Here is a 23461-nt window from a genome sequence, read left to right as displayed (position 1 = left end):
AACAAGAAGTTAGGGATTTGGCACGAATCTGGCTTTGACTACTCGGCATTTCCCGAAGGTACCGGGACAAACTGAATAGCTGGTAGCAAGGCAAGGTGTAGATCATGAAGACATTGATGAAAGGACTCGTTGCAGGTGCAGCCATGAGCTTTGCGGCGACGGCAACAGCGTTCCCGGTTGATCTGGAAGCCGTCACCGGCGCCTGGGGCTCCCCCACTGGTGGCAGCAATATCCAGGGTGTCGGAACCGATAATTTACGCTGGGGCGAAGGGTTGGTTACCTGCTCCGGTAAACTGTGGTGGAAGGAGTGCTCGCAGGGACCGCAAAGCGGATATGGCTTTGAAGGGGCCAACAACCTGCCCGAAACCATCATGTCCAGCGATCCGTTTGTTCTTGGCAGTTTCACCCACTTCAACAACCGCATCACAGGCGACAGCATCACTGGCGCCAATCTCGACGTCTACGCAACTTTTTCAACAACCCCCGATAACGGCACCGTCACCGGCCCCTATACTTTCGAGTTCTCTCATAACGAGACACCGAACGTCTATTGTGGCCCGCTGTCCTTTATTTTTGGCTGCTCAACCAAAGACGTTGATGACATCGTGCGCCTGGACAGCATGATCGAAAGCTCGGAATTCCAGTTCAGCTCCAGCATCTACTCGCTGACCCTACTGGGCTTCGAAGGCGGCGTCGATGAGATTTACACCGAGGAAGGCAAGGCCACCTCCGTTAACCTCCTCGCCAAGCTGAACGTTCGTTCTGTTCCGGAGCCGGGCACCCTCGCACTCCTAGGGCTCGGCCTTGCGGGCCTGGGCCTTGCACGTCGTCGTAAAGCGTGAATCCCCCACCGGTGTCCGAGCCGCCGGTGACTTTCCTGCTACCCGGTGATCTGATCCGCGAATCAGCGCATAATATCTGAGATATTCTTCAAGGTATTGTTGCGGAGATTCATGGATTCCATCACCCAAGCCGCACTCGGTGCGTCCATAGCCGGAGCCGTTGCTGGCAAAACCCTTGGCCGCTCGGTCTTGCTGACCGGCGCCGTGCTGGGCACCCTGCCGGATCTGGATGTGGTTATCGACTATGGGACCGCCGTCGCCAATTTCACCCAACATCGGGGGTTCAGCCACTCGCTGTTCATTCTTGCCCCCCTTGCAGTGGCCCTGGCCTGGCTGCTCTGGCGCTGGAAACCGCAACTGAGCCTCCAGCGATGGCTCGCGCTGACCGGACTGATCCTGATCACCCACCCCCTTCTGGATGCCTTTACGACCTATGGTACCCAGCTGTTCTGGCCCATCGGGCCACCTGTGGCCATCAGCAGTATTTTTATTATCGACCCGCTCTACACACTGCCCCTGCTGGCCGGCTGTCTGTTTTTCCTGGCCCGGCCGCCGGCCAAGTCAGCTGTTGTTGCGGGACTGGCGGTGTCCACCCTGTACCTGGGCTGGAGTGTCCTGGCTCAACAGGTCATTACTCAACGGGTACAGCCCGCGCTCGCGGAGGCCGGGCTGGAAAATCCAGCTCTACTGGTTCAACCCATGCCTTTCAACACCCTGTTGTGGCGCGCCACAGCTTTGCAGGGAGATCAGCGGGTAGAAATTGTTACCGGATTTCTGGACGGCGATACGCCTTTGAATCTCGAGTATTTTCCACGCCGCCCGGATCTGGCCGAGGCAGTGGCAGACCTGCCCGAGGCCCAGCGCCTGGAATGGTTTACCCGGGGATTTCTGGATTACAGCCAGGTGAATGACCGAATTACCGCCACCGACATCCGGCTCGGCATTCCCGGTGCACATCCGTTTACCTTTGTTCTGGCGACCCGGAATGGCAGCGGTATCGAGCCGACGGCGAGCTTCCGGACCCCACGGCCCGATGTAAATACCGAAGCACTGGGGCTGCTCTGGTCCCGGATGACCGGCAAAACCCCGGTACTTTGCCTGGCCAGCCTGAGCACACCGGCACCGGGACAACACTGCTGAGTACCATGCGTCTGGACCAGTTTATTGCCAACAGTACCGAACTCTCCCGCAAGGAGGCCAAACGGGCCATCAGCCGCGGGGAGGTAACGGTCAATGATCAACCATGTAGGAGCGCCAACAGCCAATTGGCCGGCCATGAACGGGTGGCCTTGTCGGGCACCCCTCTGAGTCTGCCGGGCGAGCGCTACCTGATGATGAACAAACCCGCAGGCGTGGTGAGTGCGACAACCGACAGTGACCACCCAACGGCGCTGGACCTGTTGCCTGCAGACATTACCCGAAACCTCCACATTGCCGGCCGGCTGGACGCTGATACCACCGGCTTGCTGTTGCTCACCACCGATGGCCAGTGGTCACACCGGGTCACCTCACCAAGAACCGATTGCCCAAAGACTTACCGGGTGACGCTGAGCGAACCACTCACCGAGGCTGCGGCACAACAACTGGAGCACGGCGTGGATCTGCACAACGACCCCAGGCCAACACGGCCGGCCCGGATAACGGTTCTGGAAGACAGGATCATTGAGCTTACGATTTCGGAGGGGCGCTACCATCAGGTCAAGCGCATGCTGGCGGCGGTTGGCAACCACGTTGAGGCCTTGCACCGCGTGCGGATCGGGCAGGTTTCACTGGATACGGCGCTTAAGCCCGGCGGCTATCGGGAACTGACCTGCCAGGAAAAAGACAGCCTGGCCTGAATTCAGGTCCGCTCGAAACGTTGCGCCTGGAGATTCTTGCGAACAGCCCCGGCTTCAAACACTTCACCATTCATGGCGATATAAACTCCCGCAGGCAAAAGTTGCACCGCAGCCCAGGCAAACCCGACATTGAACACCGCATCGGTGCGGCGCATTCGGGCCGGCTGCATGGCACCGGTCAGTACAATCGTCTTGTCCTTGAGGCCGGCTAAAACCGCCGCGGTATCCGCCATGGTATCGGTACCGTGGGTAATAACGATGCGGTCACAGTCACACTCCCTGGCCGCCTCCAGTATCCGATGGCGATCCTCGTCATTCATTTCCAGGCTGTCCTTGCGCATCAGTTCCCGAAGGCGATAACCCTCGTGGATATTCGATTCGGACAGCAACTCCGGCAGCAGGCTGTGGCCCACCTCGAACTCGCTGTTGGCGTCGAAGTACACCTTGTCGATGGTGCCACCGGTGGTGAAGATCTGGATCATGGCGGGATTCCTTTCAGAGTCAGTTCAGACTGACCGTGCTGTTACCTGCGGTCGCATAAGACGCGTTCTTTTCCTGTTCATATCGCCGGGCCGCTGCCGCTACGGAACCCCGGGCTCCGGTGTCGAGCCAGCGCTTGATCCGCCCGGCATCCCCAAGGGGTGATCGGGTACCGAGAGAGTCCAGCAGAACAGTAACCACTTCCTTGCCGTTCATCTTCGAAACCATGACCAGGCAGCGCCCCGCCTCGGACAGATAACCGGTCTTGCTCAGGCCCACGCCCCAGCTGTCCCTGTGAACCAGGGCATTGGTGTTACCGAACGAGAGACTGTAACGGGGCTTTCGGAACTGGCCCCGGAAATAACCGGTTGTGGAGTACTCGCGGATTTCGGGATAAGCGGCTGCGGCATTTACCAGCTTCACCAGATCAGCGGCGGTCGACAGGTTCTCGGATGACAGCCCGGTCGGGTCGACAAACCGGGTACCTTTCATACCCAGGGCCACAGCCTTGGCATTCATCGCATCAATAAAGGCACCAAACCCTCCCGGATGGTTCCTTGCCAGGGTGTAGGCGGCAAAGTTCTCCGACGACATCAGCGCTATGCGCAACACATCCTTCCGGCGCATCTGTGAATCGACGCGAATGCGGCTGTATGCGTTGGCAGCGGCCGGCGTATGGCGCTTGTGAAAGGTCAGCCATTCATTCATCGGCTCTCCGGACTCAAGCACAACCAGCGCTGTCATAACCTTGGTGACCGAGGCAATGGGTACGGATCGATCCGCATTCTTGCCGAAAATCAGCTCGTTATCACCGGCTACCGCAACCGCTGCATTCACTGACGCCAGATTGGGGCCCGCCTCCTTCAACGCAGATGAGGTACTGGTGGATGCCTCCTGCTGATTGGCGTGCGAGAGCCAGGGCAGCAGTGCCAGCAAACATACCCAACCAATGGCAATACGCCAATTACCCATGCCTCTATGCCTCTTCTCTCTTTTTCTGTCCGGGCAATGACTGCCTCCCCAGCGCCGGATTATAGCAGCGATTGCCCGGCGCCATCAGATCATGGCAGATCGGTAATGGCTCCGTTGGAGGCGGAACTGACAGTACGGGCGTACTTGGCCAGAACACCCCGGGTAAATCGCGGAGGCGGCGCCTGCCAGGCCTGGCGCCTGCGCTCCAGCTCTTCATCGGAGACATCCAGCTCAATCCGGTTACTGACGGCATCAATGGTAATGGTGTCGCCATCCTCGACCAACGCAATGGGGCCGCCCTCGGCCGCTTCCGGCGTAACATGGCCAACCACGAACCCGTGGCTGCCGCCGGAAAACCGGCCATCGGTAATCAACGCTACGTCGCTACCCAGCCCCTTGCCCATGATGGCTGAGGTGGGGCTGAGCATCTCCCGCATACCCGGCCCGCCTTTGGGACCTTCATAGCGAATGACCAGTACATCGCCGGCCACCACCGTGCCATCCAGAATCCGCTCCTGGGCCTCTTCTTCCGAATGGAATACCCGGGCCCGACCAGTGAAGTGCGTGCCTTCCTTGCCGGTGATCTTGGCCACCGCGCCGGTTGGCGACAGGTTTCCGAACAGTATTCGCAAATGGCTGTCCGCCTTGATCGGATTATCAAAGGCATGAATGATGTCCTGCCCCTCCGGATAGGGCGCAACGTCGGCCAGGTTTTCTGCCAGGGTCTGGCCGGTCACGGTCAGGCAATCCCCATGCAACAACCCCCGATCCAGCAGCATCTTCATCAACGGCTGGATACCGCCAATGGCTACCAGCTCCGACATCATGTAATGGCCGCTCGGGCGAAGATCCGCCAGCACCGGCACCCGCTTGCCAATCTCGACGAAATCTTCCAGTTCCAGGTCCACACCGACCGTACTGGCCATGGCCAGCAGGTGCAGCACCGCATTGGTGGAGCCACCCAGAGCGATCACCACGGTGATGGCATTCTCAAAGGCTTTCCGGGTCATGATGTCGCTGGGCTTGATGTCCTTCTCCAGCAGATTCAGCACCGCCGCCCCGGCACCACGACAATCCTCTGCCTTGGTCTCTGACACTGCGTTCTGGGCAGAGCTGCCGGGCAGGCTCATGCCCATGGCCTCAATGGCCGAGGCCATGGTGTTGGCGGTATACATGCCACCGCAGGAGCCCGGCCCTGGAATCGCTGTCTCCTCGATCTGCTTGACCTCGATCAGATCCAGGTCGCCACGGGCATGGGCACCTACGGCCTCAAAAACGGAGATGATATCGGTATGGTTCTCGCCGGGCATGATCGTACCACCATAGACAAACACCGACGGCCGGTTCAGGCGGGCCAACCCCATCATGCAGCCCGGCATGTTCTTGTCGCAGCCACCGATGGCAACCAGGCCATCGAATCCTTCACAGCCGGCAACCGTTTCAATGGAATCGGCAATCACCTCCCGGGACACCAGGGAATACTTCATGCCCTCGGTACCGTTGGCAATACCGTCCGATATCGTGATGGTATTGAAGATCAGCGACTTGCCGCCCGCCTCATCGGCGCCGGCGGCAGACTCCTCTGCCAGCCGGTTGATGTGCATATTGCAGGGGGTGAGATTACTCCACGTAGACGCAATACCGATCTGGGGTTTTTTGAAATCCTCATCGGTAAACCCGACCGCCCGAAGCATGGCGCGACTGGCGGATTTGCCAATGCCATCGACCACCGGTGCCGAATATTTCCGGCGCTTGTCCTGATTCTTGTCTTGCGTCATGGGAGTCTCCTTTACAGATGGCTTATTGGAACAGACTCTCAGAAACCATGGCATTCGGCAATGGGAGGTCTAGTCCGAGCTCTGGTGCGGGTCGGAGGGTAGCTCTCGCCAAAATCGTGCGGAGCCATGGATGGCGGAGCCGAGCGTACAGGGAGGTATTCACAGCGTATTTTGGCGAGGGCTACCCTCCGGCCTGCGATCGCGGGGCAAATCGCTTCAAAGAAAAGATGTATTTCCGACTGATCTGCATCAATGGCAACTCACGGCGGTGGTTCTAAAATCCACTGACATACTGACGCCATGGAGGCATCTCATGCCATTGCCAATACAGACAGCACCGGTGAATCACACCGCCTCAGACTGCCCGGATTACCGGCGCTGGTGCGACGGCTATGGCGTCATCCAGCACAATGAAACCACGAAACATCAGGTCAGGGTCCTGGCGGAGCACCTGGTTGCAGCAGGGCACCAGCCGGATGCAGCGACGGTCTATCGCAAGCTTGCGGATCTGGATCGTCTGGCCAGTGCCGGATTGTGGCTGGTGGTTCATATGACTTACGCACGCCGGGTCGATACCACGGGGCAGCCCCTGGCGCCCCAGGATTTCAAGACCAATCCGGAAGGCCACACCGGGGGTGCACTGAACATGGTGCCGGCGTATGCCGGCTACCTGGCCCTGAACAATCTGACCGCACGGACCCGAAGCTGGCTGATGGGTCAGGGCCATTGCGTGGCGGCAGTGGATGCCCTGAACGTGCTCACCGGCAATCTGCACCCGGAACAGGCACAGCGTTATCGAGGGCCTGACGGGCTTTCGACGCTAGTCGCCGATTTCTACAGTTACCGCCAGAAGCCGGACGGGACCATGGCCGCCCCCTTGGGCAGCCACGTCAATCCACATACCGCTGGTGGCATTCTCGAAGGTGGTTATCTGGGGTTTGCGGAGCTTCAGTATGCGCACATGCCCCTGCCCGGAGAATCCCTGGTGGCCTTCCTGTCAGACGGCGCCGCCGAGGAACAGCGTGGCAGCGACTGGGTTCCCCGCTGGTGGCGGGCCGAAGACTGCGGCGCGGTCATGCCGGTGATGATCGCCAATGGCCGGCGTATTGAGCAGCGCACCGAGCTGGGCACTCGCGAAGGCCTTGAACGTTTTGAAGCACACCTTGAGCACCGGGGCTTCGTACCCTTCCGGTTTGATGGCCGGGATCCTGCAGCCTTTGTATGTGCCTTGTATGAAATGGAGCAGGCACTTGCCACCAATGGCGAGGCCGCTCTGCGGGGCGAAAGCCGCTACCCCGTTCGAGTGCCCTATGGCATTGCAGAGACCAGCAAAGGGTACGGATTTTTTGGCGCCGGCAGCAATCCGGCCCACAATCTGCCGCTTCCGGGTAATCCACGGATGGACGCCAGGGCCAGGGAGCTGTTTAACGAACATGCTGCCCGATTGTGGGTGGCCCCCGACCAACTTCAGAACTGTATCACTCAACTGAACCAGCACGCCGGGCAGTCACGCCCCCTGGAGCGGGATCATGCCCTCGCGACCCGCAATCCGCCGGATCCGGTGATCCCACGGCTGCCGGCCGCTCCTGACCGCAGCTCACCCATGAAGGCGGTCGACGATTTTTTCCGGGCGCTGGTCGCTGAAAACCCGGGGCTCAGGGCACGGGTTGGCAATCCGGACGAGCTGGCAAGCAACCGTCTGGGCGGTGTCCTGGACGATCTCAAACATCGGGTAAACGACCCCGAGAGCAATCAGGAATCCATCCACGGCAAGATCATCACCGCGCTCAACGAGGAGGCCGTGGTGTCTGCCTGCCTCGCCAACAAAGCCGGACTGAACCTGGTAGCCAGCTATGAGGCGTTCTGCGTAAAGATGCTCGGTGCAATTCGCCAGGAGCTGATCTTTGCCCGGCACCAGAAAGAAGTCGGCCGACCGGCACGCTGGCTTGGCCTGCCGGTCATTGCCACCTCACACACCTGGGAAAACGGCAAGAACGAGCAATCCCACCAGGACACCACCTTCTGTGAAAGCATGCTTGCCGAGATGAACGACGTATCCCGGGTTCTGTTTCCAGCTGACTACAACAGCACCCTGGCGACACTGCCATCGGTGTTCAGAGACCGGGGCAAGATCACGTGCATGGTGATCCCCAAGCGGGAGCGCCCCTGTGTTTTTGATACCCAGGAAGCGGAACTGCTGGCCAGGCATGGCGCTCTCGTGGTGGACGAGGACACCTCTGCGGGCGAGCCACTGCTGCTTATGGCCAATGGTGCCTATCAGTTATCCGAAGCCATACGGGCGTGTGAACGCCTGCGGGAAACCGGCACACCGTTCCGGCTGGTCTATATCCAGGAACCTGGCAGGTTCCGCCAGCCAAGAGACACCCTGGAAGCCGAAGTCTGTCTCTCTGAATTCGAGCGGGAGCGACTGTTCCCACACCGTATTCACCGTCGCGTCGCACTGACTCACATGCGTCCTGAGGTGTTCCGGGGACACCTGTATCCACTGTTCCCGGAACCGTCACAGGCCCGGGTTCTGGGTTACATCAACCGCGGCGGCACACTGAACGAAGCCGGCATGTTGTTCGCCAACGGTTGCTCCTGGGGCCATGCCCTGGCTGCCTGCGCCAGCGTCATGAACAGGCCGCCTGGGGAGTGGCTTTCCAGTGCTGAGCTTGCCGCTGTGGAGGGCCGGGGCGACCCGGCCGTGATTACCCGGGGCTTGCCTTGATCAGGCGTTTTCTCAACGCGGTTTCGATCTCCAGAATTACCAGCAGCACCACACCGGACGCAGCGGCAAAGCCAAGCAACTCAAGGCTCAGCGCCTGTGTGCCGAAGGTCTGGTTAAACCAGGGCAAATAAGTGAAGAGCAACTGCAACGCAATCACCGTGGCAACCGCCAGCAGGACAATCGGTGTACCCAGTACTCCGCGCAGGGTGATTGAAGCTGAATCCAAGTAGCGCACGGCAAACAGGTAGAACATCTCCATTGCCACCAGCGTATTGACCGCAAGCGTACGGGCGGTCGTCTCATCCCCATACTGGTGCATGGCCCAGTACCAGGCGGCGAAAATGCCCGCAAGGAACAGCAACGAAACGAAGACCACACGCCAGACTACGAATCCCCGCAACAGGGACTCATCCCGTGCCCTTGGCGGGCGTTTCATGACATCGGGTTCCGCAGGTTCAAACGCCAGGGTCATGGCCAGCACCACAGAGCTGACCATATTCACCCACAGAATCTGCAAGGCAGAGATAGGCAGTGTCAGCCCCAACAGCAGGGCGGTAACCAGGCTGATGGACTCGCCGCCGTTAATGGGCAGCAGAAAGGCAATGCCTTTTTTCAGATTGGTGTAGACCGTTCTGCCCTCGCGCACGGCTGCGGCAATACTGGCAAAGTTGTCGTCCAGCAGCACCACCGAAGAGGCTTCCCTGGCGGCCTCGGACCCCTTGACCCCCATGGCGATCCCGACATCCGCCCGCTTCAGCGCCGGGGCATCATTAACCCCGTCCCCGGTCATGGCCACAACCCCATGCAGGGCCTGAAGTGCCGTCACCAACCTCAACTTGTGTTCCGGGCTGGTCCGGGCAAAGACATCCACCTCGCTCACGAGATCGCGAAGCTGGTCATCATCCAGCTGGTCCAGCTCCTTACCGGTCAGCACCCGCTCGGTGTTTTTCAGGCCCAGCTTGCGGGCAATAGCGCCTGCCGTTATCCCGTGATCACCGGTAATCATCTTGACCCGGATCCCGGCATCGTGGCACTCCGCAATCGCGCGAATTGCCTCCTGCCTTGGCGGGTCCAGCAAACCGACCAGGCCGAGCAGTTCTGCACCCTGCTCAAGATCCTCAATCGACAGTTCGCTGACGCCCCGCTCTGTCGGTTTTCGGGCCAGGGCCAGCACCCTGAGGCCTTCAGATGCCATCTCGTCAATGACCTCTTCCCAGAGGTCCCGACGCAGTTCCGTGGCGTCCCCGGATTCACCAACCTCGCTGGCACACATATCGAGGATGCGCTCCGGCGCTCCTTTCAGGTAAATCACACTGTGTCCGTGGTGGTCGTGGTTCAGTGTGGCCATGAAGCGATTCTGGGTATCGAAAGGCACTTCATCCTTGCGAGGCCAGTCGGCGGCACTGCCTTCAGCATCAAACCCGGCTTTTCGGGCGAACACCGACAGAGCAGCCTCCATGGGATCACCATTAATCCTTACCGTGCCGGAGTCGTGGTGAACATGGGCGTCGTTGCAAAGGGCCGCTGCCCGCGCAAACTCATCCAGATGGCTGGAATTCGCCACCTGGCCCTGTTCACCCTTCACGGCACCCTCAAAATCATAGCCTTCGCCGGTCACCTCCAGCCGGACACCGGACAACACCGCCCGGGTTACCATCATTTCGTTTCGGGTCAGGGTTCCGGTTTTATCCGAACAGATTACCGACACCGCGCCCAGGGTTTCGATAACCGGCATTCGGCGGACCACCGCCTGACGACGAGCCATCTGGCGCACACCGATGGCCAGAGTAATGGTGAGAATCGCCGGCAGCCCCTCGGGAATCGCAGCAACGATAAGGCCCACAACAGCCATGAACAGTTCCCGGAATGGCAAACCGCTGAATACATAGCCGCCGCCAAGAATCGCAAGTCCGGCAATAATAACGATGATGGACAGGATTCGGGCGAACCTGTCCATCTGTTCCAGCAAAGGGGTTTTCAGTGTTGTGGTCTGGGCAAGCAGGCCGGAAATTCGGCCGATCTCGGTTTTTGCACCAGTACGGACCACAACACCACGGCCCGTCCCGGTCGCAACCATGGTCCCCGAGAATGCCATTCCGGACTGGTCCCCCAACGGGGCATCTGCAGCTACCGCGTCCGTCGATTTATCAACGGCCTCGGACTCACCCGTGAGAATGGCCTCATCGATTTTCAGGTTGTGGGATTTTTCCAGACGGAGATCGGCAGGAACGCGGTCGCCGGGCTCAAGCAGCACCGTATCGCCCGGAACCAGAGTCGCAGCGTCTATCTGATGCTGGCCATCGGACCTTACCACCCTGGCTTTCGGCGCAAGCATGTGTCGAATGGCCGACAGGGCCTGCTCAGCCTTGCCTTCCTGAATAAAGCCCACCAGGGTCTGGATAACAACGACGGCGAGAATGACACCTGCATCCACCCAGTGGCCGAGGCTGGCCGTTATGACGGCGGCCACTGCCAACACGTAAATCAGGAAATTTTTGAGCTGCCGGCCCAGCCTCGCCCATGGCCCCCTTGCGCGCGCCTCCGGCAGCGCATTGGGGCCATGACTGGCCAGGCGGTGCCGGACCTCGTCATCAGACAGAGGCGCCTCTGCCTTCAGTTGCTGCCTGGCATCAGCAGACGGAAGCACATGCCACTCAGGCTCCCCCTGCTCGCGCTCCCCGCTGTCCAGTTCCACAGATTCAGACATATCCTCAGAGCTCCCTGTCGTTACAACATCACCATTAGACCCCGGAAGGTACCCGGGGTGACTTGCGCTGCATCAAGGACAGGATAGCTAACGGGGAAGTCTGGCGCCCTACCCGGCAGTGACGTTTTCCACGGTACGGTTGCCCTGACCGGGCAATACCCGACGGGAAGCACTTCGCACCGCATCAACCTGATACTCCCGTGACTTGATAGTGTCCACGAAATGCCAGTCGGCACGGGCTTCTTCCGGAGTGAAAGTTACCACCATGTAGCCTCGCTGATTCACATTCAGGTAATCCAGATCATCTACCAGAAGACCAATGGCCTGTTCCGCCCCCTGAATCATCTCATCCGGAATGCCCAGATACTCCTCAAGGCCGGGTGACGTGACCGCGGAAGTGGCGAATTCCACGCCAACCTGGTCACCGTTGATGTCTTTGAGATTATTGGCCCAGGCGTTATGGGTATCCCCCGCCAGCACCACCAGATTCTTGTTCAGCGCCTTGGCGGTACCCAGAACCACTTCCCGTTCGTATTGGTAACCATCCCAGGCGTCCAGGTTGTAAGGCGCGACGGTATTGATCCGTGCCAGCTCCTCTTGAGTCAGAGAGGGGTCACCCGCAAGAGCGCGGCCTTTGATCTGAGCCAGTTCCGCGAGTTTTTCCGGAAGGCCTCCAAACTGTTCCGTGGCGATACCCACCAGAAGCTCTGCCGGCAAATTCATCCGGCCCATCAATACCTGCTGACCGAGCACCTGCCATGTGGCGGTTGAATAATTCAGGGAAGACTGCAGCCAGAGCAACTGCTCAGCCCCCAGCAGCGTGCGGTTCTGACTGCCGACATCCGCGGTAAAGCGAGCCTCGTCCAGCCCTTGTCCTGTGAAGTAGTCCATGTAATTCAGTTGCTGGTCGCGGCCGATGATCCGGGTGTCCAGCATGTGGAGGTCCACCAGGTTACCGAACCGGAAGGTCCGGAAAATGGCTTCGTCGCTGCCCTCGATCACGGGACGGATTGGCATCCATTCGAAATAGGCTTTCAGGGCATTGAGTTTGCGCTCGGTGAAGTCCCCGTCGCCGTCATTGTGATTCTCGGCCCCCTCCTCCCAGGTGTCGTTCGCCACCTCGTGGTCATCCCAGACCACAATGAACGGGACTCTGGCATGCAGGAACTGGAGATCCTGATCGGCCCGGTAGATGGCATAGCGCCGGCGATAATCCGCCAGTTCAATCAGCTCCAGATTGTTGTCCTCGGGGAAGGTCCGCCCGAGAGCGGCGGCATCCTCTGCCGCATAGCTGCTGCTGTCGGAGCTGTACTCATAGATATAGTCGCCCAGATGCACAACCGCATCCAGATCACTCTGCTTGCTGATCTCCCGGTAAACATTAAAGTAGCCGGCCGGGTAATTCGAGCAGGACACCACCGCCAGACGGACGGAATCAACACTACCCTCAGGCAGAGTCCGGGTCATTCCGACCGGTGACTGACTATCGGCAGTCTGAAAGCGGTAATAGTAGGTTTGCCCCGACGCCAGTCCTCGAACGTCTACTTTTACGGTGAAATCATGATCTTCGGCGGCCTCCGCGCTCCCGGAGTGCACCAGGTTCTCGAAGTTCTCGTCAGTGGCCACTTCCCAGGCCACGCCCACCGGACGCCCCTTGCCTGCCTCCGGAGCTGCCCTGGTCCAGAGCACGACGCCATCGGCAAGCGGATCACCACTCGCGACGCCGTGGGTGAAGTTGATTGTCCGATTATCGGAACTGTCCAATACACAGCCTGCCAGACCGGTAGAAACCACCACGGCCCCCATACCCATGGCCGATGCTTTCAGAAAATCCCGTCGTGTCAGTTGTTTCATTGTTATGCCTTCCCCTGCGTTCATCCTTTGTAGCCTCGGCTGCCTGCAGCATCTGCCGTTACTACTCCAACAGAAGAACCTAGTCCGGCTTCGTTAAGAACACATTGCTAAATTGCGACAGGGGGATGGCAAATCACGTCAAGCAAAGAGGCATTCGAAGCTCAGGTCAGGGCCAGCAAGGCCTCAGCAAGCTTGATATCGTCATAGCGATTCAGATCCAGGTCATCCTTTGCAAGATCGACGTCGATAACCTGAACACCGAGGTTATTCCGGATACTCTCAATCTGGCTATTCGAGACTTCAAGCAACCGCGAATCGAATAACAGCAAGTCTATTCCAGGCTTCTTCCCAGGACTATTCGTGGCTCTGGCCGGCAAATAGCCCTCTAACACTCGTATCTGGTCGACCAATGTCATTCCCAGAGTTTCAAGATCTGTCCCGAGACTTGGAACATAAACCCTTGGCGCCGAATTCTTTTGAATCGCCTTACTGACACCTTTTGGAAGAATATTGGCGATGATACTGCTGTAAAAACTGCCGGGAGGGAACACCAGAAGCTCTGCGGAATCGATAAGCTTCCGCGTTTCCTTGCATACCCTCGACGCATTCAGCGGATCGACATCGTCTGCTTCACCCGAGAGCTTCATGGATTTAATCGGCGAATCGATTTCGGCGGTTTCTTTCCCGGTAAAACGGTGTTGTCCCCTGATTATTCGGCCATTCTCCAGCTCTACCTCAAGCTGGAGATCCGCATCGGTGGTTGTCCGGACAATTCCACGGGTCTTGATCAACTGGCCAAAAAGGAAAGCAATGGGATCCAGCGAACGATTGTGAAGGAGATAACCACCGGTCAGTATCAGATTACCCACACTGGCATCGGCCAAATCAAAACTCGGGGGCATCTGTTGCCGGAATTCCGCGATGTAGCTCTGGATGAGTGAACGCATTGGTTCTGCAATGGCTTTAAGCAGGGGGTGCCTGCCATTCGACAGATCCTGAAGGCTTTGCTCAAGGGAGACCTTGCCATTTTTGTTCGTAAGCCGGTGGGAAAAAAGCGCCAAAATTTCCGGGTGTCCTGTGACGGAATCGTCTGCTAACGAAAGCAAACGGGCGCGCAGATCACCGACAGCAGGCATCGCAAACGCGCGCCGCAATTCTGCCGAGCTGCCACCGGAATCAAAGGGCGTTACAAGATGTATGGAATTGTGGGTATAGCTGGCGAGCACTTCAGAAAAAGTGCGTAATGCAGAGCCACCGCTGAAGAAAAGAATCTTGGGCCCCAACTCCGGTGCTTTTCGATACCGGGCCAGGCGCAGATCATGCCCTCTACTAAGCCCTCTTGGCAGGCTCAGGCTGTTACAGGTGAATCGTTTTTTTGCCATACATCTCTGAAACGGTGTAAAAAAGATGTAACGCAAGAGGCCACACATTTGCTTATAGTGTCCGCCATCCAGTCACATTTTTAAGGGTTAAGAGACCTATCAACGCCTCAATTCTCGAGCATCTGTATTTTCTACGATATGAAGTGGAAAAGCACTTTGAGTTACTTGAAGTTTATGTGACTTGCCCGGGTGCTACCGCCGCTCAACGGCTCATCAGTCGCAGAGGCTATAGAAAGACCCTGCAGGAAAAAGTTGAGCTTTCCGTCGCTCTGGAGGTGCACAGACGCAAGGTGGATGGACCGGGCTTCCAGAAATCCAAATCGCTTGAACGCCTATCCCGGCTGCTTGACCAACTTGGCCAGGCTTGCATCGAATTTGTCGATATCGAGCTTTTGAAACAGGTATCAGATGAACGATTCAGGGACTACGCGAAACTGCTGCGGCGGATACGAAAATCCCTTGCCCTGGTGGTCATTAACCCGGAGCAGGCGAACACCCGTCAGGGCCTTAAACTGGGGCGTCGCGCAAAGAAAATCACCAGGAGCTTGAGGGACATTACTGGCAAAGGTAAGTCTTTGGCACTAGAAGATGACGAGCTCGCTGGCGTTATACGCTTTCAGATCAACCGCATGATTCATTTGCTGACCGACGTAGCGGACGCGTTGCTGGCCTCCAACTTCGGACCTGCAGTCCGATTGCAGAATTACAAGCAGCTCAAGGACGCCGCCCACGCCTTCACGTCTGAAAGTGGCGACTTTGGCATCGAGCGATTGGCACTGACTCGTAGTGGAAGCACTGTTGCCGCATTGAGAACAGAGCATGGGCCCGCTGGCGAGGTAATGGCCGTTTACAAAGAGGGCCAGGCTCACAAGGTTCTCGAGGAAGTATCCGGAGTAGATGAGTGGAAGCGTATCTTCCCCAAGGTCGCGCCAAATGTCATATCCCACCACATAGGGCAGGAAAACGAACCGGCTTCTCTGGTCATCGAGCACCTGCCAGGCTGTACGTTGGAATCCATGCTGCTGAACGATCAGTGGGATTCCGCTAATCTTCTCCTCACCCGTCTGGCAAAGACTCTCAGAAAGATCTGGAAAGCATCCTGGACCCGGGAACGCCCTGAGCCTGGCTATATGGAGCAACTGCGCAAAAGGATGCCGGAAACTCACCGCACCCATCCCACGTTATTCAGCACAGGGCAAACTGTTTGCGGACTGTCACGCCCGGACTTCAGCGAACTGATCAATCAGGTCGAACGCAAAGAATACCACGTGCGTGCTCCATTCTCGGTTCTGATCCATGGCGATTTCAATGTCGACAACCTTCTTTACGATGATCTGAAGGACCGCATCTACTTTATCGATCTGCACAGAGCATCCTATTCTGATTACGTGCAGGATCTTTCCGTTTTGATGGTCTCGATTTATCGCCTGCCAATCATGGATTCCGGTGCCAGAAAGGAATTGATGCAGCTGATGAGATACCTTTACCAGTTCGCCAAAAGGTTTGCCAAAAACAGCAAGGATCACAGCTTCGATACACGCCTGGCGATTGCTCTTGCCCGATCGTTTGCGACATCCACGCGGTTCATTTACGACAAACGTTTTGCAACCCGACTTGCCCACCGGGCGGGTTATCTATTGGAATCCGTCGCGCATCTGCCGATTGAAGCACCGGAAAAATACAGGCTCCCGCTAGAGGACATTTTCAGTGAGTAACAAGCGTATTGCAGTAATCGGGACACCCGGTAAATGGTCAACGGAAGTTTTGGCTGATCACGTCGAGCGGTACACGGGGTTCCGCTGCGTTGTCGATATGTCCGAGGTCATGCTGGAGCTCGATACCGGACGTTTGCTCTACCACGATCTGGTTCTGAACGAGCTAGACGGTGTCATTATCAAGAAAATCAGCGAGACATACTCGCCTGCTGCCGACGACCGCATTCGCATGCTGGCCACCCTGGAAGCAGACGGAGTGAGATGTTTCAGCCGGCCTGAACAGGTCGGGCGTCTTATCAACCGGCTTGAAGGCACCTCAGCTCTGGCCAGAAGCAACGTTTCCCTGCCGGCCACCAGGGTCACCGAAAACATTGACGCGGCCCTGGAGGTCATTGAACAGTTCGGCAAAGCGATTCTCAAACCGCTGTATTCAACCAAGGCTAGAGGCATGTTGGTACTTGAGGCAGGCGATGCGAGAGAGATCAACGTCCGCAAACTCAGGGAGTTCAGGGAGGAGCATGGCCTGTTCTATCTCCAGAAGTTTGTTTACCTCGGCGGGCAGGATCTCGGCATGGTATTTCTGGGAGGCGAATACCTCTGCACCTATGCCCGGATTGGTGCCGGTGATGCCTGGAACACGACCATTCACAGTGGCGGCAAGTATCAATCCTACGATGCCACTCCCGAACTTATCGAACTGGGTCGCAGGGCCCAGTCATGCTTTGACCTGAGTTTTACGACCGTGGACATTGCTCTGACCGATGAAGGACCCGTCGTTTTCGAAGTCTCTGCATTCGGAGGATTCAGTGGCGCCCTCAAGGGTTGCGGAATTGATGCTGCAGAGAAACTCTGTGAGCATGTTCTGGCTGAACTGGGGGCCTTTTGATGATCAATGTCGTTAACGAAGCGGAAATCAGCCGTGCCAAATCCGCGTGTTCAGCAGAGCTTTCGCTGATATTCCAGGGCCTCGGTTTCACGATCCTGGCGGACGACAGTTCGATTCTGGAGTATTTGCAACACTATTACTCAGGCCTGTCTGACTGCAGTCAGATCGTCGCCTGGAAACAGCTGTTCCTGATCAACACCCAGCCTGACTTCTGCTCAGCCAACTGGCGGCCAGTCCAACGCAGCAAGGCAAGTCCACTCGGACTGAAAGAATCCTACATGGACACACCGAGGGGACGCTGGATACGGAAAGTTCGCACGGACATGGCCATGTTCCAGTCCGTGGACAAGCCTCTGGTAATCGGAGATCTCAATGCGAACCGGTCGCAAGTTGTGAATTTCATCAACAACCAGTTTCTCAATCACTACCAGCAACAAGGCTATCTCCTTGGCCACGCCGCCGCCTTCGATATCGACGGCACTACAACGGCCATTGCCGCCAGTTCAGGGGGCGGAAAATCCACACTGATGCTCAGGGCGCTGGAAGCAAAGCCCGTCCGATTTCTTTCAAACGACCGGATTCTTTTTCAACCGGATGATGGTGATGTGAAAGTTCTCGGACTGGCCAAGCATCCGAGGGTAAATCCAGGCACTCTGATCAATTCCGAGCGACTAAAGCACATCCTTCCGCGGGAGGAGCAAAACCGGTTTGCACATATGCCAGCTAACGAGCTTTGGGATATCGAGCAAAAGTACGATGTACTTATTTCCCAGTGTTATGGGGAAAACAAGATTAGCCTCTCAGGCACACTTAAAAACCTCATATTGCTGGATTGGTCACTTGATTCGTCGGAGCAGACGGAACTCAATCCTGTGGACATTGAGCGACAACCTGAGGTTTTGGAAGGCCTGCGCAAAAGCCCCGGCCCCTTTTTCCAGAACGTCGATGGCCAGTTCCCCGGTTCTGCCGCCCAATCCTGTGAGTACTATGCTGAACATCTCAAAGGCGTCCGGGTATTCCGGCTTACCGGGAAAGCCGACTTTGATCGCGCCTTTGAGCTTCTTGGATCAAGGGCCATTCTCTAATGGCTGCGCTGGCTCTCATCCGGCATGGTGCGTATCGGCAACTGGAGAACACTCCGAGCGCGCTGCAACCCTATCCCCTCACAACGGAGGGCGCAGAAGAGGTCCGGAACCAGGCGAAGCAGTTCGGAAAGTGGCTTTCCGATTCCGGGTACCTGCTTGAAACCGACATTCACTGCTCAACTCTGCTTCGGGCCTGGCAAACCGCCGAAATTTTTCGCGAGGAACTGGGGGCTTTTTTTGTCGATCAACCTCGCACCCGAAGCTTTTCGGCCCTTTGCGAGCGGAGTGTCGGTGCTCTGGCAAACCTGAGCGTAAGCGAAATAGAGCGTATCGTTGACATGGATCCGCGTCTTGGCCCACTGCCGGAGGGATGGAAATCGAACAGTGAATTCAAGCTGCCGTTCGACGGAGCGGAGTCTTTACTGGAAGCCGGTGAACGCGTCGCCTGCCATCTTGGATCTCTACCTGTGTTTGAGAAAAACCAGCGAATCCAGATCGTCGTGGGGCATGGCGCATCTATCCGTCACGCAAGCTATCATTTAGGTGTCATACCGTTCAGCAATATTAGACAGCTGAGCATGTTTCACGGGCATCCGGTCGTTTTCGAAAGGGTGGATCAACACTGGAACCGGATTTACGGTAACTGGAAACATCGTCAAAACGCTGACCCCATAGACTAGAAGGCGGATGCCATGGCAACCCAACACGTCTTACCGCCGGTGAACGACCAAAAGCACCACAGCACAATACTTTCACGCTTACCGACGGATTGGGAAGCCTGGCCAGACGATCCCACTTCGGTCAATAACGATGAGGCGCTGGATGCCCTTCTGCACCGGACTCATAAAAATGGCTTCACCTGGCCCAAGAAACCCGTTGTCTTTATCTCCGATCCTCACGCGGATGCAGAGGCCTTCGAGGCTTCCCTGGTAGCAGCTGGAGTCATAGAACGGGAAGGCTCAAACCTTTGCGAGTACGAACTGACTCGTTTCGGAAAGAAGGCTGAAATTGTCATCGGCGGAGACTGTCTGGATAAGGGGCCCAGCAATCTGGCTCTGCTCAGAAGCCTTGCGCACCTGTATCGGCTCAAGGCCGACATCAGCCTGCTGGCAGGCAATCACGATCTCAGACTCCTGATGGGATTGCTATCGCTGGAAAGGCAGACAGATGCCGGCAGCCAGCATCTATTTGTCAGGATGGGACGCAAGGTCGTGCCACTCTTCAAGGAAGTCTTTGATCAATACCTGGCCAACACCCACTGGCACAAAGGCGTGCCATCGGAAGCAGAATGCCGACAATTACTCTTTCCAGAGGAGGGTTGGTTCGAGACATTTCCGTTTTTTGCAGCGGGTTTCCTGACAGCAGAAGGCATTGATCGAGAAATCGGCAAAATGCAGTCAAAAATCAACAGCTTTGAAGAACACTGCGCAACGGCCGGGCTCTCACTCCAGCAGGTTTACGCCGCCTCCATGAAGTGCCGTTCACTTTTTCTCAAAAAAAGTGGGGAATTCAGCTGGTTTTTCAAAAAGATGCGGTTAGTCAAAAAGCGCGGTTCCTTTCTTTTTCTGCATGCCGGACTGGACGATCAAATGGCCGAACTGCTCGCCAAACGGGGCATCAAGCATATCAATCAGGCTTTTAAAAGGAATCTGATGACCCAGCACCTGTTCAACTTCTACTACAGCCCCCTTGCCAACACTTTCCGAACAAAGTACCGCAAAGCAGATTTACCGCTCACCGAACGAGGCGCCGCGGCGACCAAACGTGCAGGAATCCACGTGCTGGTGCATGGACACGTCAATCAACATAACGGCCAACGCATAGCGCTCAAAAACGGATTGGTACACATCGAAGCTGACATAACCCTCGACTCGCATTCCAGAAAGCGTGAGGGGTTGGATGGCTATGGGATTGGCGTGACCCTTATCGACAAAAAGCGGGGCGTAATCGGGCTTAGCTGTGACTACCCCAAAGCCAAGGTATTCAAGCCGGGCCGAAAAGGACGACTGGAGGAAAAGCGGTAGATGAAATCAAAAACAAAGTTTCGCCACGACTCACTTCTGGACAGACAAGCAACCAGAGAACTCCTGGTTGCCGTAGCAAACGCTGTAAAGAAGGGGAAGCTTGAGTTTGAGGACAGCGATGGGGATCTTATTCTGGCGCCTGGAAAGCTGCTGCAAGTCTCTGTCAGCGCAAGCGATGAAGGTGACAAACAGGAAGTCGAAGTGAAGCTCAAGTGGCGAACAAAAGCCAAGGAAATCTCCGACATCCCTCCAAAAATCAAATAAATTCACTGTCCGTCCAAAAAACAGGGGGAGCCCTAGACTCCCCTCTCTTGATGGCTGACTTGACAGTTTTCGGGTCAACCGCTGATGAACACCGGACCAACTCCGAAGTTCCAGAGAATGACTGAGCCGACCCGGGTGGAAACAAGGATCACCAGGGCGACGGTCAGCAACGCACCGGCGTACATGACGGCCCGTTCTTTTTCGATACCCATGACAATCGGCAGCCCGTCATACATGAGATAGGCTCCGTAACAGGCGGCAACCAGAAAGACGATGGCGTTGAACCAGGGAACCGGGTACAGCAGTGCAAAGCCGGCAAGGAACAGCGGCGTACAGGAATAGGCCGCCAGGGCAATGCCGTTGGAGGGCACGTGTTCTTCCTTGGCGCCGTAGGTCTTGGCCATCCAATTGATGGCATATCCCAGCGCGAAGACGCCAACGAGCATCGCCAGATAGGTGAGAATGCTCAGTTGAAGAGCGCTGATTTCGGTGAGCTTGATCAGCCTCTCGTTGCCTATCGTCCAACCAAAATAAGCGGTCGAAACATAGGCACAGATGGGCGCAATGGCTGCTAGAACAAGTACATAGGCAACATAAACGCGACGTGGTGTTTCATGTTCTTTTCGTATGGAAGCCCACTCTTCATCAGGATGGGTGAAGAGACCGAACGCATGTGACAGGAGCATGGATGACCCCCTCTCTTTTCTATTGTTGGTATTTATACGTACGGAAAGCGGAAACTGTCAGATCAGAAGCCGTTCCTTGTTCTTAACTATAGTCAAGAACGGCAATCAGGGAAGGGAAATTGATCAAAATCCAGTCTGAGATTTGAGCGCTCATTCACAGGTCCTGCAAATCGGCTTTTGACGGCAAGGCATCGAAGGCTCCGAACCGGGTTGCAGTGATGGCACCACACCGGCTTGCGAACTCCAGGGCCCCGTCCAGATTGCCGGGCTGAGCCAGCCAGGATCCGAGCCCGCCCGAAGTCACCCCGTCATCAGCCAACTGATACAGGAGCCCCGCAACAAAGGCATCGCCGGCAGCAGTCGTATCAACTGCCCGCACCTCCGGGGGCACAAGTGTGTGCTGCCGTTCACCCGCCCAGGCCTGAAGCGCATCAGGACCGTCAGAAACCAGTACCAACTGAACACCCCGACCACGAAGCTCTTCAACCATCGCATCGCCCCGGTCACCGTAAAGCGCAGCCAGTTCTTCCCGGCTGAACTTGACCAGATCTGCCTGCAGGGCAAGGGCACGAATCTGTTCCGGCGCCCGTTCTGGATCCGGCCAGAGCGGTTCTCGGTAATTGACATCGAAGCTCACCAGACAACCCGCCTTTCTGGCCCGCGCCACCAGGGCCAGGGTCGTTTCCACAATAACCGGCTCCGTCAGGGTGTTGGAACAGATATGAAAGATTGGCTGCCCTGCGAACGCGCCGTCGGGCAGTTGCTCGGATTCATACAGCAGATCCGCCGTGGCATTACGGTAGAACGTGAAGCTACGTTCGCCGGCATCATCCAGGGCAACCATGGCCAGCGCCGTGTTGGCGTTACGGGTCTGCACCAATAGCGATGTATCGACACCAAACCCGGTCAACGAGGCGACGATCTGGTGACCGAACAGGTCGGCACCAACCTGGCCTGCAAAACCGGATTTGCCGCCAAGCCTCGCGACACCGACCGCAACATTGGCGGGCGCGCCACCGGGCTGGGGAATAAAACGGGTCTGACCGTCAACGCTTTCACCGCGCATGTCGATCAGGGCTTCACCGAAGCAGAGTACGTCAAGTGTCATGATCACGGGCTCTTTACTGTATCAAGGGGGCAGATTTCAGGGGCAGCTTTCGCGCACCAGCAGACAGGTGGGCAGGAGCACGTTGGAGTCCTCCTGTTCTCCCAGGAAAATCCGGGCTGCGATGCGACCCTTTTCCGCGCTTTGCTGATAGACCGTGGTCAATGACGGGTGAATGTTTGCGCCCTCGGGAATACCGTCAAACCCGACAATCCGGACGTCCTCGGGCACTCGTAACCCCATCTGGAGCGAGGCCTGAATGGCCGCCAGGGCGATCCGGTCACTCATGCAGAGCAACAGATCCGGCCTGGGGCTGCTGGTCAGCGCTTCCCGTGCCGCCTGGTAGGCATCCTGGTGGGTATTGGTGGGTGTGGACCAGATGCGTTCTGCGGGCACCCGGTAGCCGGCGGCTTCCAGGGCATCGGTATAGCCATGGAGCCGGCGAACGGAGATCGCCCTCGCCTCGTTAAACAGTTCCCGGTCACGGATACGGCAAACACGGTCGGTGTCCACCAGGCGAAGGCCGAGAATGGCGACGTTTTCAGGGGGTTCCCGGAGCGCGTGTTCGGCGCTGCGGCGAGCACCCTCGTAGTTATCGATATTGACCCAGGTACACCCCTCCAGATCAAAATCCACCGCGACCATGGGTTTGCCGTGCTGCAGCAGCCGCTCGTAGGTTCTACCCTTCTTTAGCCAGCCATAGACAATGAACCCATCCACCATGGATTCCTGAAGCCGGCTCCGGTGCTCGTCATCATCCTGACTTGAGAGCAACAGCATATTCATGTGACGTCGGTCCAGAACCTCCGCCAGACCATGCAGGAATTCGCTGGCCACCGGGTCCGTCAAGCTGTAGGCCAGATTGTCGGCCAGCATCACTCCGACGTTGCCAGTCCGCCCCGTTCGCAGGCTTCGGGCTGCCGCATTCGGCCCCATGTAACCAAGCCGCTTGCACTCTTCCAGAATCCAGCGGCGACGGGATTCAGACAACTGATCCGGCCGATTAAAGGCATTGGAGATGGTGGCGGTGGAAACGTTCAGCTTCTCCGCCATCAGCTTCACTGTCAGACGTCTGGCCTTATCCGTCACACTCGTCTCTCCCGCCTTTGGTT

At 57.2% G+C, this 23461-nt stretch carries 19 protein-coding genes; 10 read left to right on the top strand and 9 right to left on the bottom strand.

Annotated features, from left to right (window positions below; all coding sequences use genetic code 11):
- The first annotated feature begins 104 nt into the window (after window positions 1-104).
- The 3 genes from ACESMK_RS15530 (at window position 105) to ACESMK_RS15520 (ending at window position 2680) form a co-directional block, all read left to right on the top strand.
- The gene (locus ACESMK_RS15530; protein WP_373000749.1) at window positions 105-842 is read left to right on the top strand and encodes a THxN family PEP-CTERM protein; all 738 of its coding nucleotides are present in this window, start codon (window positions 105-107) and stop codon (window positions 840-842) included.
- Window positions 843-953: 111 nt separating this feature from the next.
- Window positions 954-1982, top strand: a complete 1029-nt coding sequence (locus ACESMK_RS15525) for a metal-dependent hydrolase (protein WP_373000746.1) — start codon at window positions 954-956, stop codon at window positions 1980-1982.
- Window positions 1983-1987: 5 nt separating this feature from the next.
- Window positions 1988-2680, top strand: a complete 693-nt coding sequence (locus ACESMK_RS15520; protein WP_373000743.1) for a pseudouridine synthase — start codon at window positions 1988-1990, stop codon at window positions 2678-2680.
- A 2-nt stretch (window positions 2681-2682) separates the two neighbouring features.
- Here the strand turns inward: ACESMK_RS15520 and ACESMK_RS15515 are convergent, their stop codons facing one another.
- The 3 genes from ACESMK_RS15515 to ilvD all read right to left on the bottom strand — a co-directional run bounded on the left by ACESMK_RS15515 (window position 2683) and on the right by ilvD (window position 5910).
- The gene (locus tag ACESMK_RS15515; RefSeq protein ID WP_373000740.1) at window positions 2683-3162 is read right to left on the bottom strand and encodes an asparaginase domain-containing protein; all 480 of its coding nucleotides are present in this window, start codon (window positions 3160-3162) and stop codon (window positions 2683-2685) included.
- Window positions 3163-3181: 19 nt separating this feature from the next.
- Window positions 3182-4132 carry a D-alanyl-D-alanine endopeptidase gene (gene pbpG, locus ACESMK_RS15510; protein ID WP_373000737.1) on the bottom strand — a complete coding sequence of 317 codons (951 nt, stop codon included), beginning with the start codon at window positions 4130-4132 and terminating at the stop codon, window positions 3182-3184.
- A gap of 89 nt (window positions 4133-4221) precedes the next feature.
- Window positions 4222-5910, bottom strand: a complete 1689-nt coding sequence (gene ilvD, locus ACESMK_RS15505; RefSeq protein WP_373000734.1) for a dihydroxy-acid dehydratase — start codon at window positions 5908-5910, stop codon at window positions 4222-4224.
- 313 nt (window positions 5911-6223) lie between these two features.
- Here ilvD and ACESMK_RS15500 point away from each other — a divergent pair, with 313 nt between their 5' ends.
- A complete protein-coding gene (locus tag ACESMK_RS15500; RefSeq protein WP_373000731.1) occupies window positions 6224-8641 on the top strand; it encodes a xylulose 5-phosphate 3-epimerase in 2418 nt (805 codons plus the stop codon).
- Here ACESMK_RS15500 and ACESMK_RS15495 read toward each other — a convergent pair.
- The 3 genes from ACESMK_RS15495 to ACESMK_RS15485 form a co-directional block, all read right to left on the bottom strand.
- A complete protein-coding gene (locus ACESMK_RS15495) occupies window positions 8622-11348 on the bottom strand; it encodes a cation-translocating P-type ATPase (RefSeq protein WP_373000728.1) in 2727 nt (908 codons plus the stop codon). The genes ACESMK_RS15500 and ACESMK_RS15495 overlap by 20 nt on opposite strands.
- Window positions 11349-11456: 108 nt before the next feature.
- The gene (locus ACESMK_RS15490; RefSeq protein WP_373000725.1) at window positions 11457-13202 is read right to left on the bottom strand and encodes an alkaline phosphatase D family protein; all 1746 of its coding nucleotides are present in this window, start codon (window positions 13200-13202) and stop codon (window positions 11457-11459) included.
- Window positions 13203-13363: 161 nt separating this feature from the next.
- Window positions 13364-14584: a GAK system CofD-like protein gene (locus ACESMK_RS15485; protein WP_373000722.1), complete on the bottom strand. Its 1221-nt coding sequence runs from the start codon at window positions 14582-14584 to the stop codon at window positions 13364-13366.
- A 143-nt stretch (window positions 14585-14727) separates the two neighbouring features.
- Between ACESMK_RS15485 and ACESMK_RS15480 the strand changes: the two genes are divergently transcribed.
- Genes ACESMK_RS15480 through ACESMK_RS15455 form a run of 6 tightly spaced genes read left to right on the top strand, consistent with a single transcriptional unit; the run spans window position 14728 to window position 20558 of the window.
- Entirely contained in the window at window positions 14728-16299 is a 1572-nt protein-coding gene (locus tag ACESMK_RS15480) for an aminoglycoside phosphotransferase family protein (protein ID WP_373000719.1), read from the top strand.
- A complete protein-coding gene (locus ACESMK_RS15475) occupies window positions 16292-17185 on the top strand; it encodes a GAK system ATP-grasp enzyme (protein ID WP_373000716.1) in 894 nt (297 codons plus the stop codon). Before ACESMK_RS15480 ends, ACESMK_RS15475 begins: the two co-directional genes overlap by 8 nt.
- Complete coding sequence (locus ACESMK_RS15470) at window positions 17185-18270, top strand: HprK-related kinase B (RefSeq protein WP_373000713.1); 1086 nt, start codon at window positions 17185-17187, stop codon at window positions 18268-18270. Before ACESMK_RS15475 ends, ACESMK_RS15470 begins: the two co-directional genes overlap by 1 nt.
- Window positions 18270-18950 (top strand): histidine phosphatase family protein, encoded by a 681-nt coding sequence (locus tag ACESMK_RS15465; protein WP_373000710.1) that lies wholly within the window; start codon window positions 18270-18272, stop codon window positions 18948-18950. The genes ACESMK_RS15470 and ACESMK_RS15465 overlap by 1 nt, the downstream gene beginning before the upstream one ends.
- Window positions 18951-18962: 12 nt before the next feature.
- Window positions 18963-20294, top strand: coding sequence for a metallophosphoesterase family protein (locus ACESMK_RS15460; protein WP_373000707.1), 1332 nt, complete (start codon window positions 18963-18965; stop codon window positions 20292-20294).
- Window positions 20295-20558 (top strand): amphi-Trp domain-containing protein, encoded by a 264-nt coding sequence (locus tag ACESMK_RS15455; RefSeq protein WP_373000704.1) that lies wholly within the window; start codon window positions 20295-20297, stop codon window positions 20556-20558.
- Between the two features lie 74 nt (window positions 20559-20632).
- On the opposite strand, the gene ACESMK_RS15450 is transcribed toward ACESMK_RS15455, so the two are convergent.
- From ACESMK_RS15450 to ACESMK_RS15440, 3 genes are all read right to left on the bottom strand, one after another.
- Entirely contained in the window at window positions 20633-21244 is a 612-nt protein-coding gene (locus tag ACESMK_RS15450; protein ID WP_373000701.1) for a Yip1 family protein, read from the bottom strand.
- A gap of 154 nt (window positions 21245-21398) precedes the next feature.
- A complete protein-coding gene (locus ACESMK_RS15445) occupies window positions 21399-22352 on the bottom strand; it encodes a carbohydrate kinase family protein (protein ID WP_373000698.1) in 954 nt (317 codons plus the stop codon).
- Window positions 22353-22388: 36 nt separating this feature from the next.
- A complete protein-coding gene (locus ACESMK_RS15440; protein WP_373000695.1) occupies window positions 22389-23438 on the bottom strand; it encodes a LacI family DNA-binding transcriptional regulator in 1050 nt (349 codons plus the stop codon).
- Window positions 23439-23461: the final 23 nt, after the last annotated feature.

The organism is Marinobacter sp., from assembly GCF_041687235.1.
Taxonomy (GTDB): Bacteria; Pseudomonadota; Gammaproteobacteria; order Pseudomonadales; family Oleiphilaceae; genus Marinobacter.
This window is presented reverse-complemented; position numbering and strand designations above follow the sequence as displayed.

Bases quoted from the DNA above. Each gene is read 5' to 3' on its own strand.
- ACESMK_RS15465 (WP_373000710.1), top strand. From the start codon at position 18,270: ATGGCTGCGCTGGCTCTCATCCGGCATGGTGCGTATCGGCAACTGGAG.
- ACESMK_RS15485 (WP_373000722.1), bottom strand. From the start codon at position 14,584: ATGGCAAAAAAACGATTCACCTGTAACAGCCTGAGCCTGCCAAGAGGG.
- ACESMK_RS15460 (WP_373000707.1), top strand. From the start codon at position 18,963: ATGGCAACCCAACACGTCTTACCGCCGGTGAACGACCAAAAGCACCAC.
- ACESMK_RS15445 (WP_373000698.1), bottom strand. From the start codon at position 22,352: ATGACACTTGACGTACTCTGCTTCGGTGAAGCCCTGATCGACATGCGC.
- ACESMK_RS15455 (WP_373000704.1), top strand. From the start codon at position 20,295: ATGAAATCAAAAACAAAGTTTCGCCACGACTCACTTCTGGACAGACAA.
- ACESMK_RS15520 (WP_373000743.1), top strand. From the start codon at position 1,988: ATGCGTCTGGACCAGTTTATTGCCAACAGTACCGAACTCTCCCGCAAG.
- ACESMK_RS15525 (WP_373000746.1), top strand. From the start codon at position 954: ATGGATTCCATCACCCAAGCCGCACTCGGTGCGTCCATAGCCGGAGCC.
- ACESMK_RS15450 (WP_373000701.1), bottom strand. From the start codon at position 21,244: ATGCTCCTGTCACATGCGTTCGGTCTCTTCACCCATCCTGATGAAGAG.
- ACESMK_RS15495 (WP_373000728.1), bottom strand. From the start codon at position 11,348: ATGTCTGAATCTGTGGAACTGGACAGCGGGGAGCGCGAGCAGGGGGAG.
- ACESMK_RS15530 (WP_373000749.1), top strand. From the start codon at position 105: ATGAAGACATTGATGAAAGGACTCGTTGCAGGTGCAGCCATGAGCTTT.
- pbpG (WP_373000737.1), bottom strand. From the start codon at position 4,132: ATGGGTAATTGGCGTATTGCCATTGGTTGGGTATGTTTGCTGGCACTG.
- ACESMK_RS15490 (WP_373000725.1), bottom strand. From the start codon at position 13,202: ATGAAACAACTGACACGACGGGATTTTCTGAAAGCATCGGCCATGGGT.
- ACESMK_RS15470 (WP_373000713.1), top strand. From the start codon at position 17,185: ATGATCAATGTCGTTAACGAAGCGGAAATCAGCCGTGCCAAATCCGCG.
- ilvD (WP_373000734.1), bottom strand. From the start codon at position 5,910: ATGACGCAAGACAAGAATCAGGACAAGCGCCGGAAATATTCGGCACCG.
- ACESMK_RS15515 (WP_373000740.1), bottom strand. From the start codon at position 3,162: ATGATCCAGATCTTCACCACCGGTGGCACCATCGACAAGGTGTACTTC.
- ACESMK_RS15500 (WP_373000731.1), top strand. From the start codon at position 6,224: ATGCCATTGCCAATACAGACAGCACCGGTGAATCACACCGCCTCAGAC.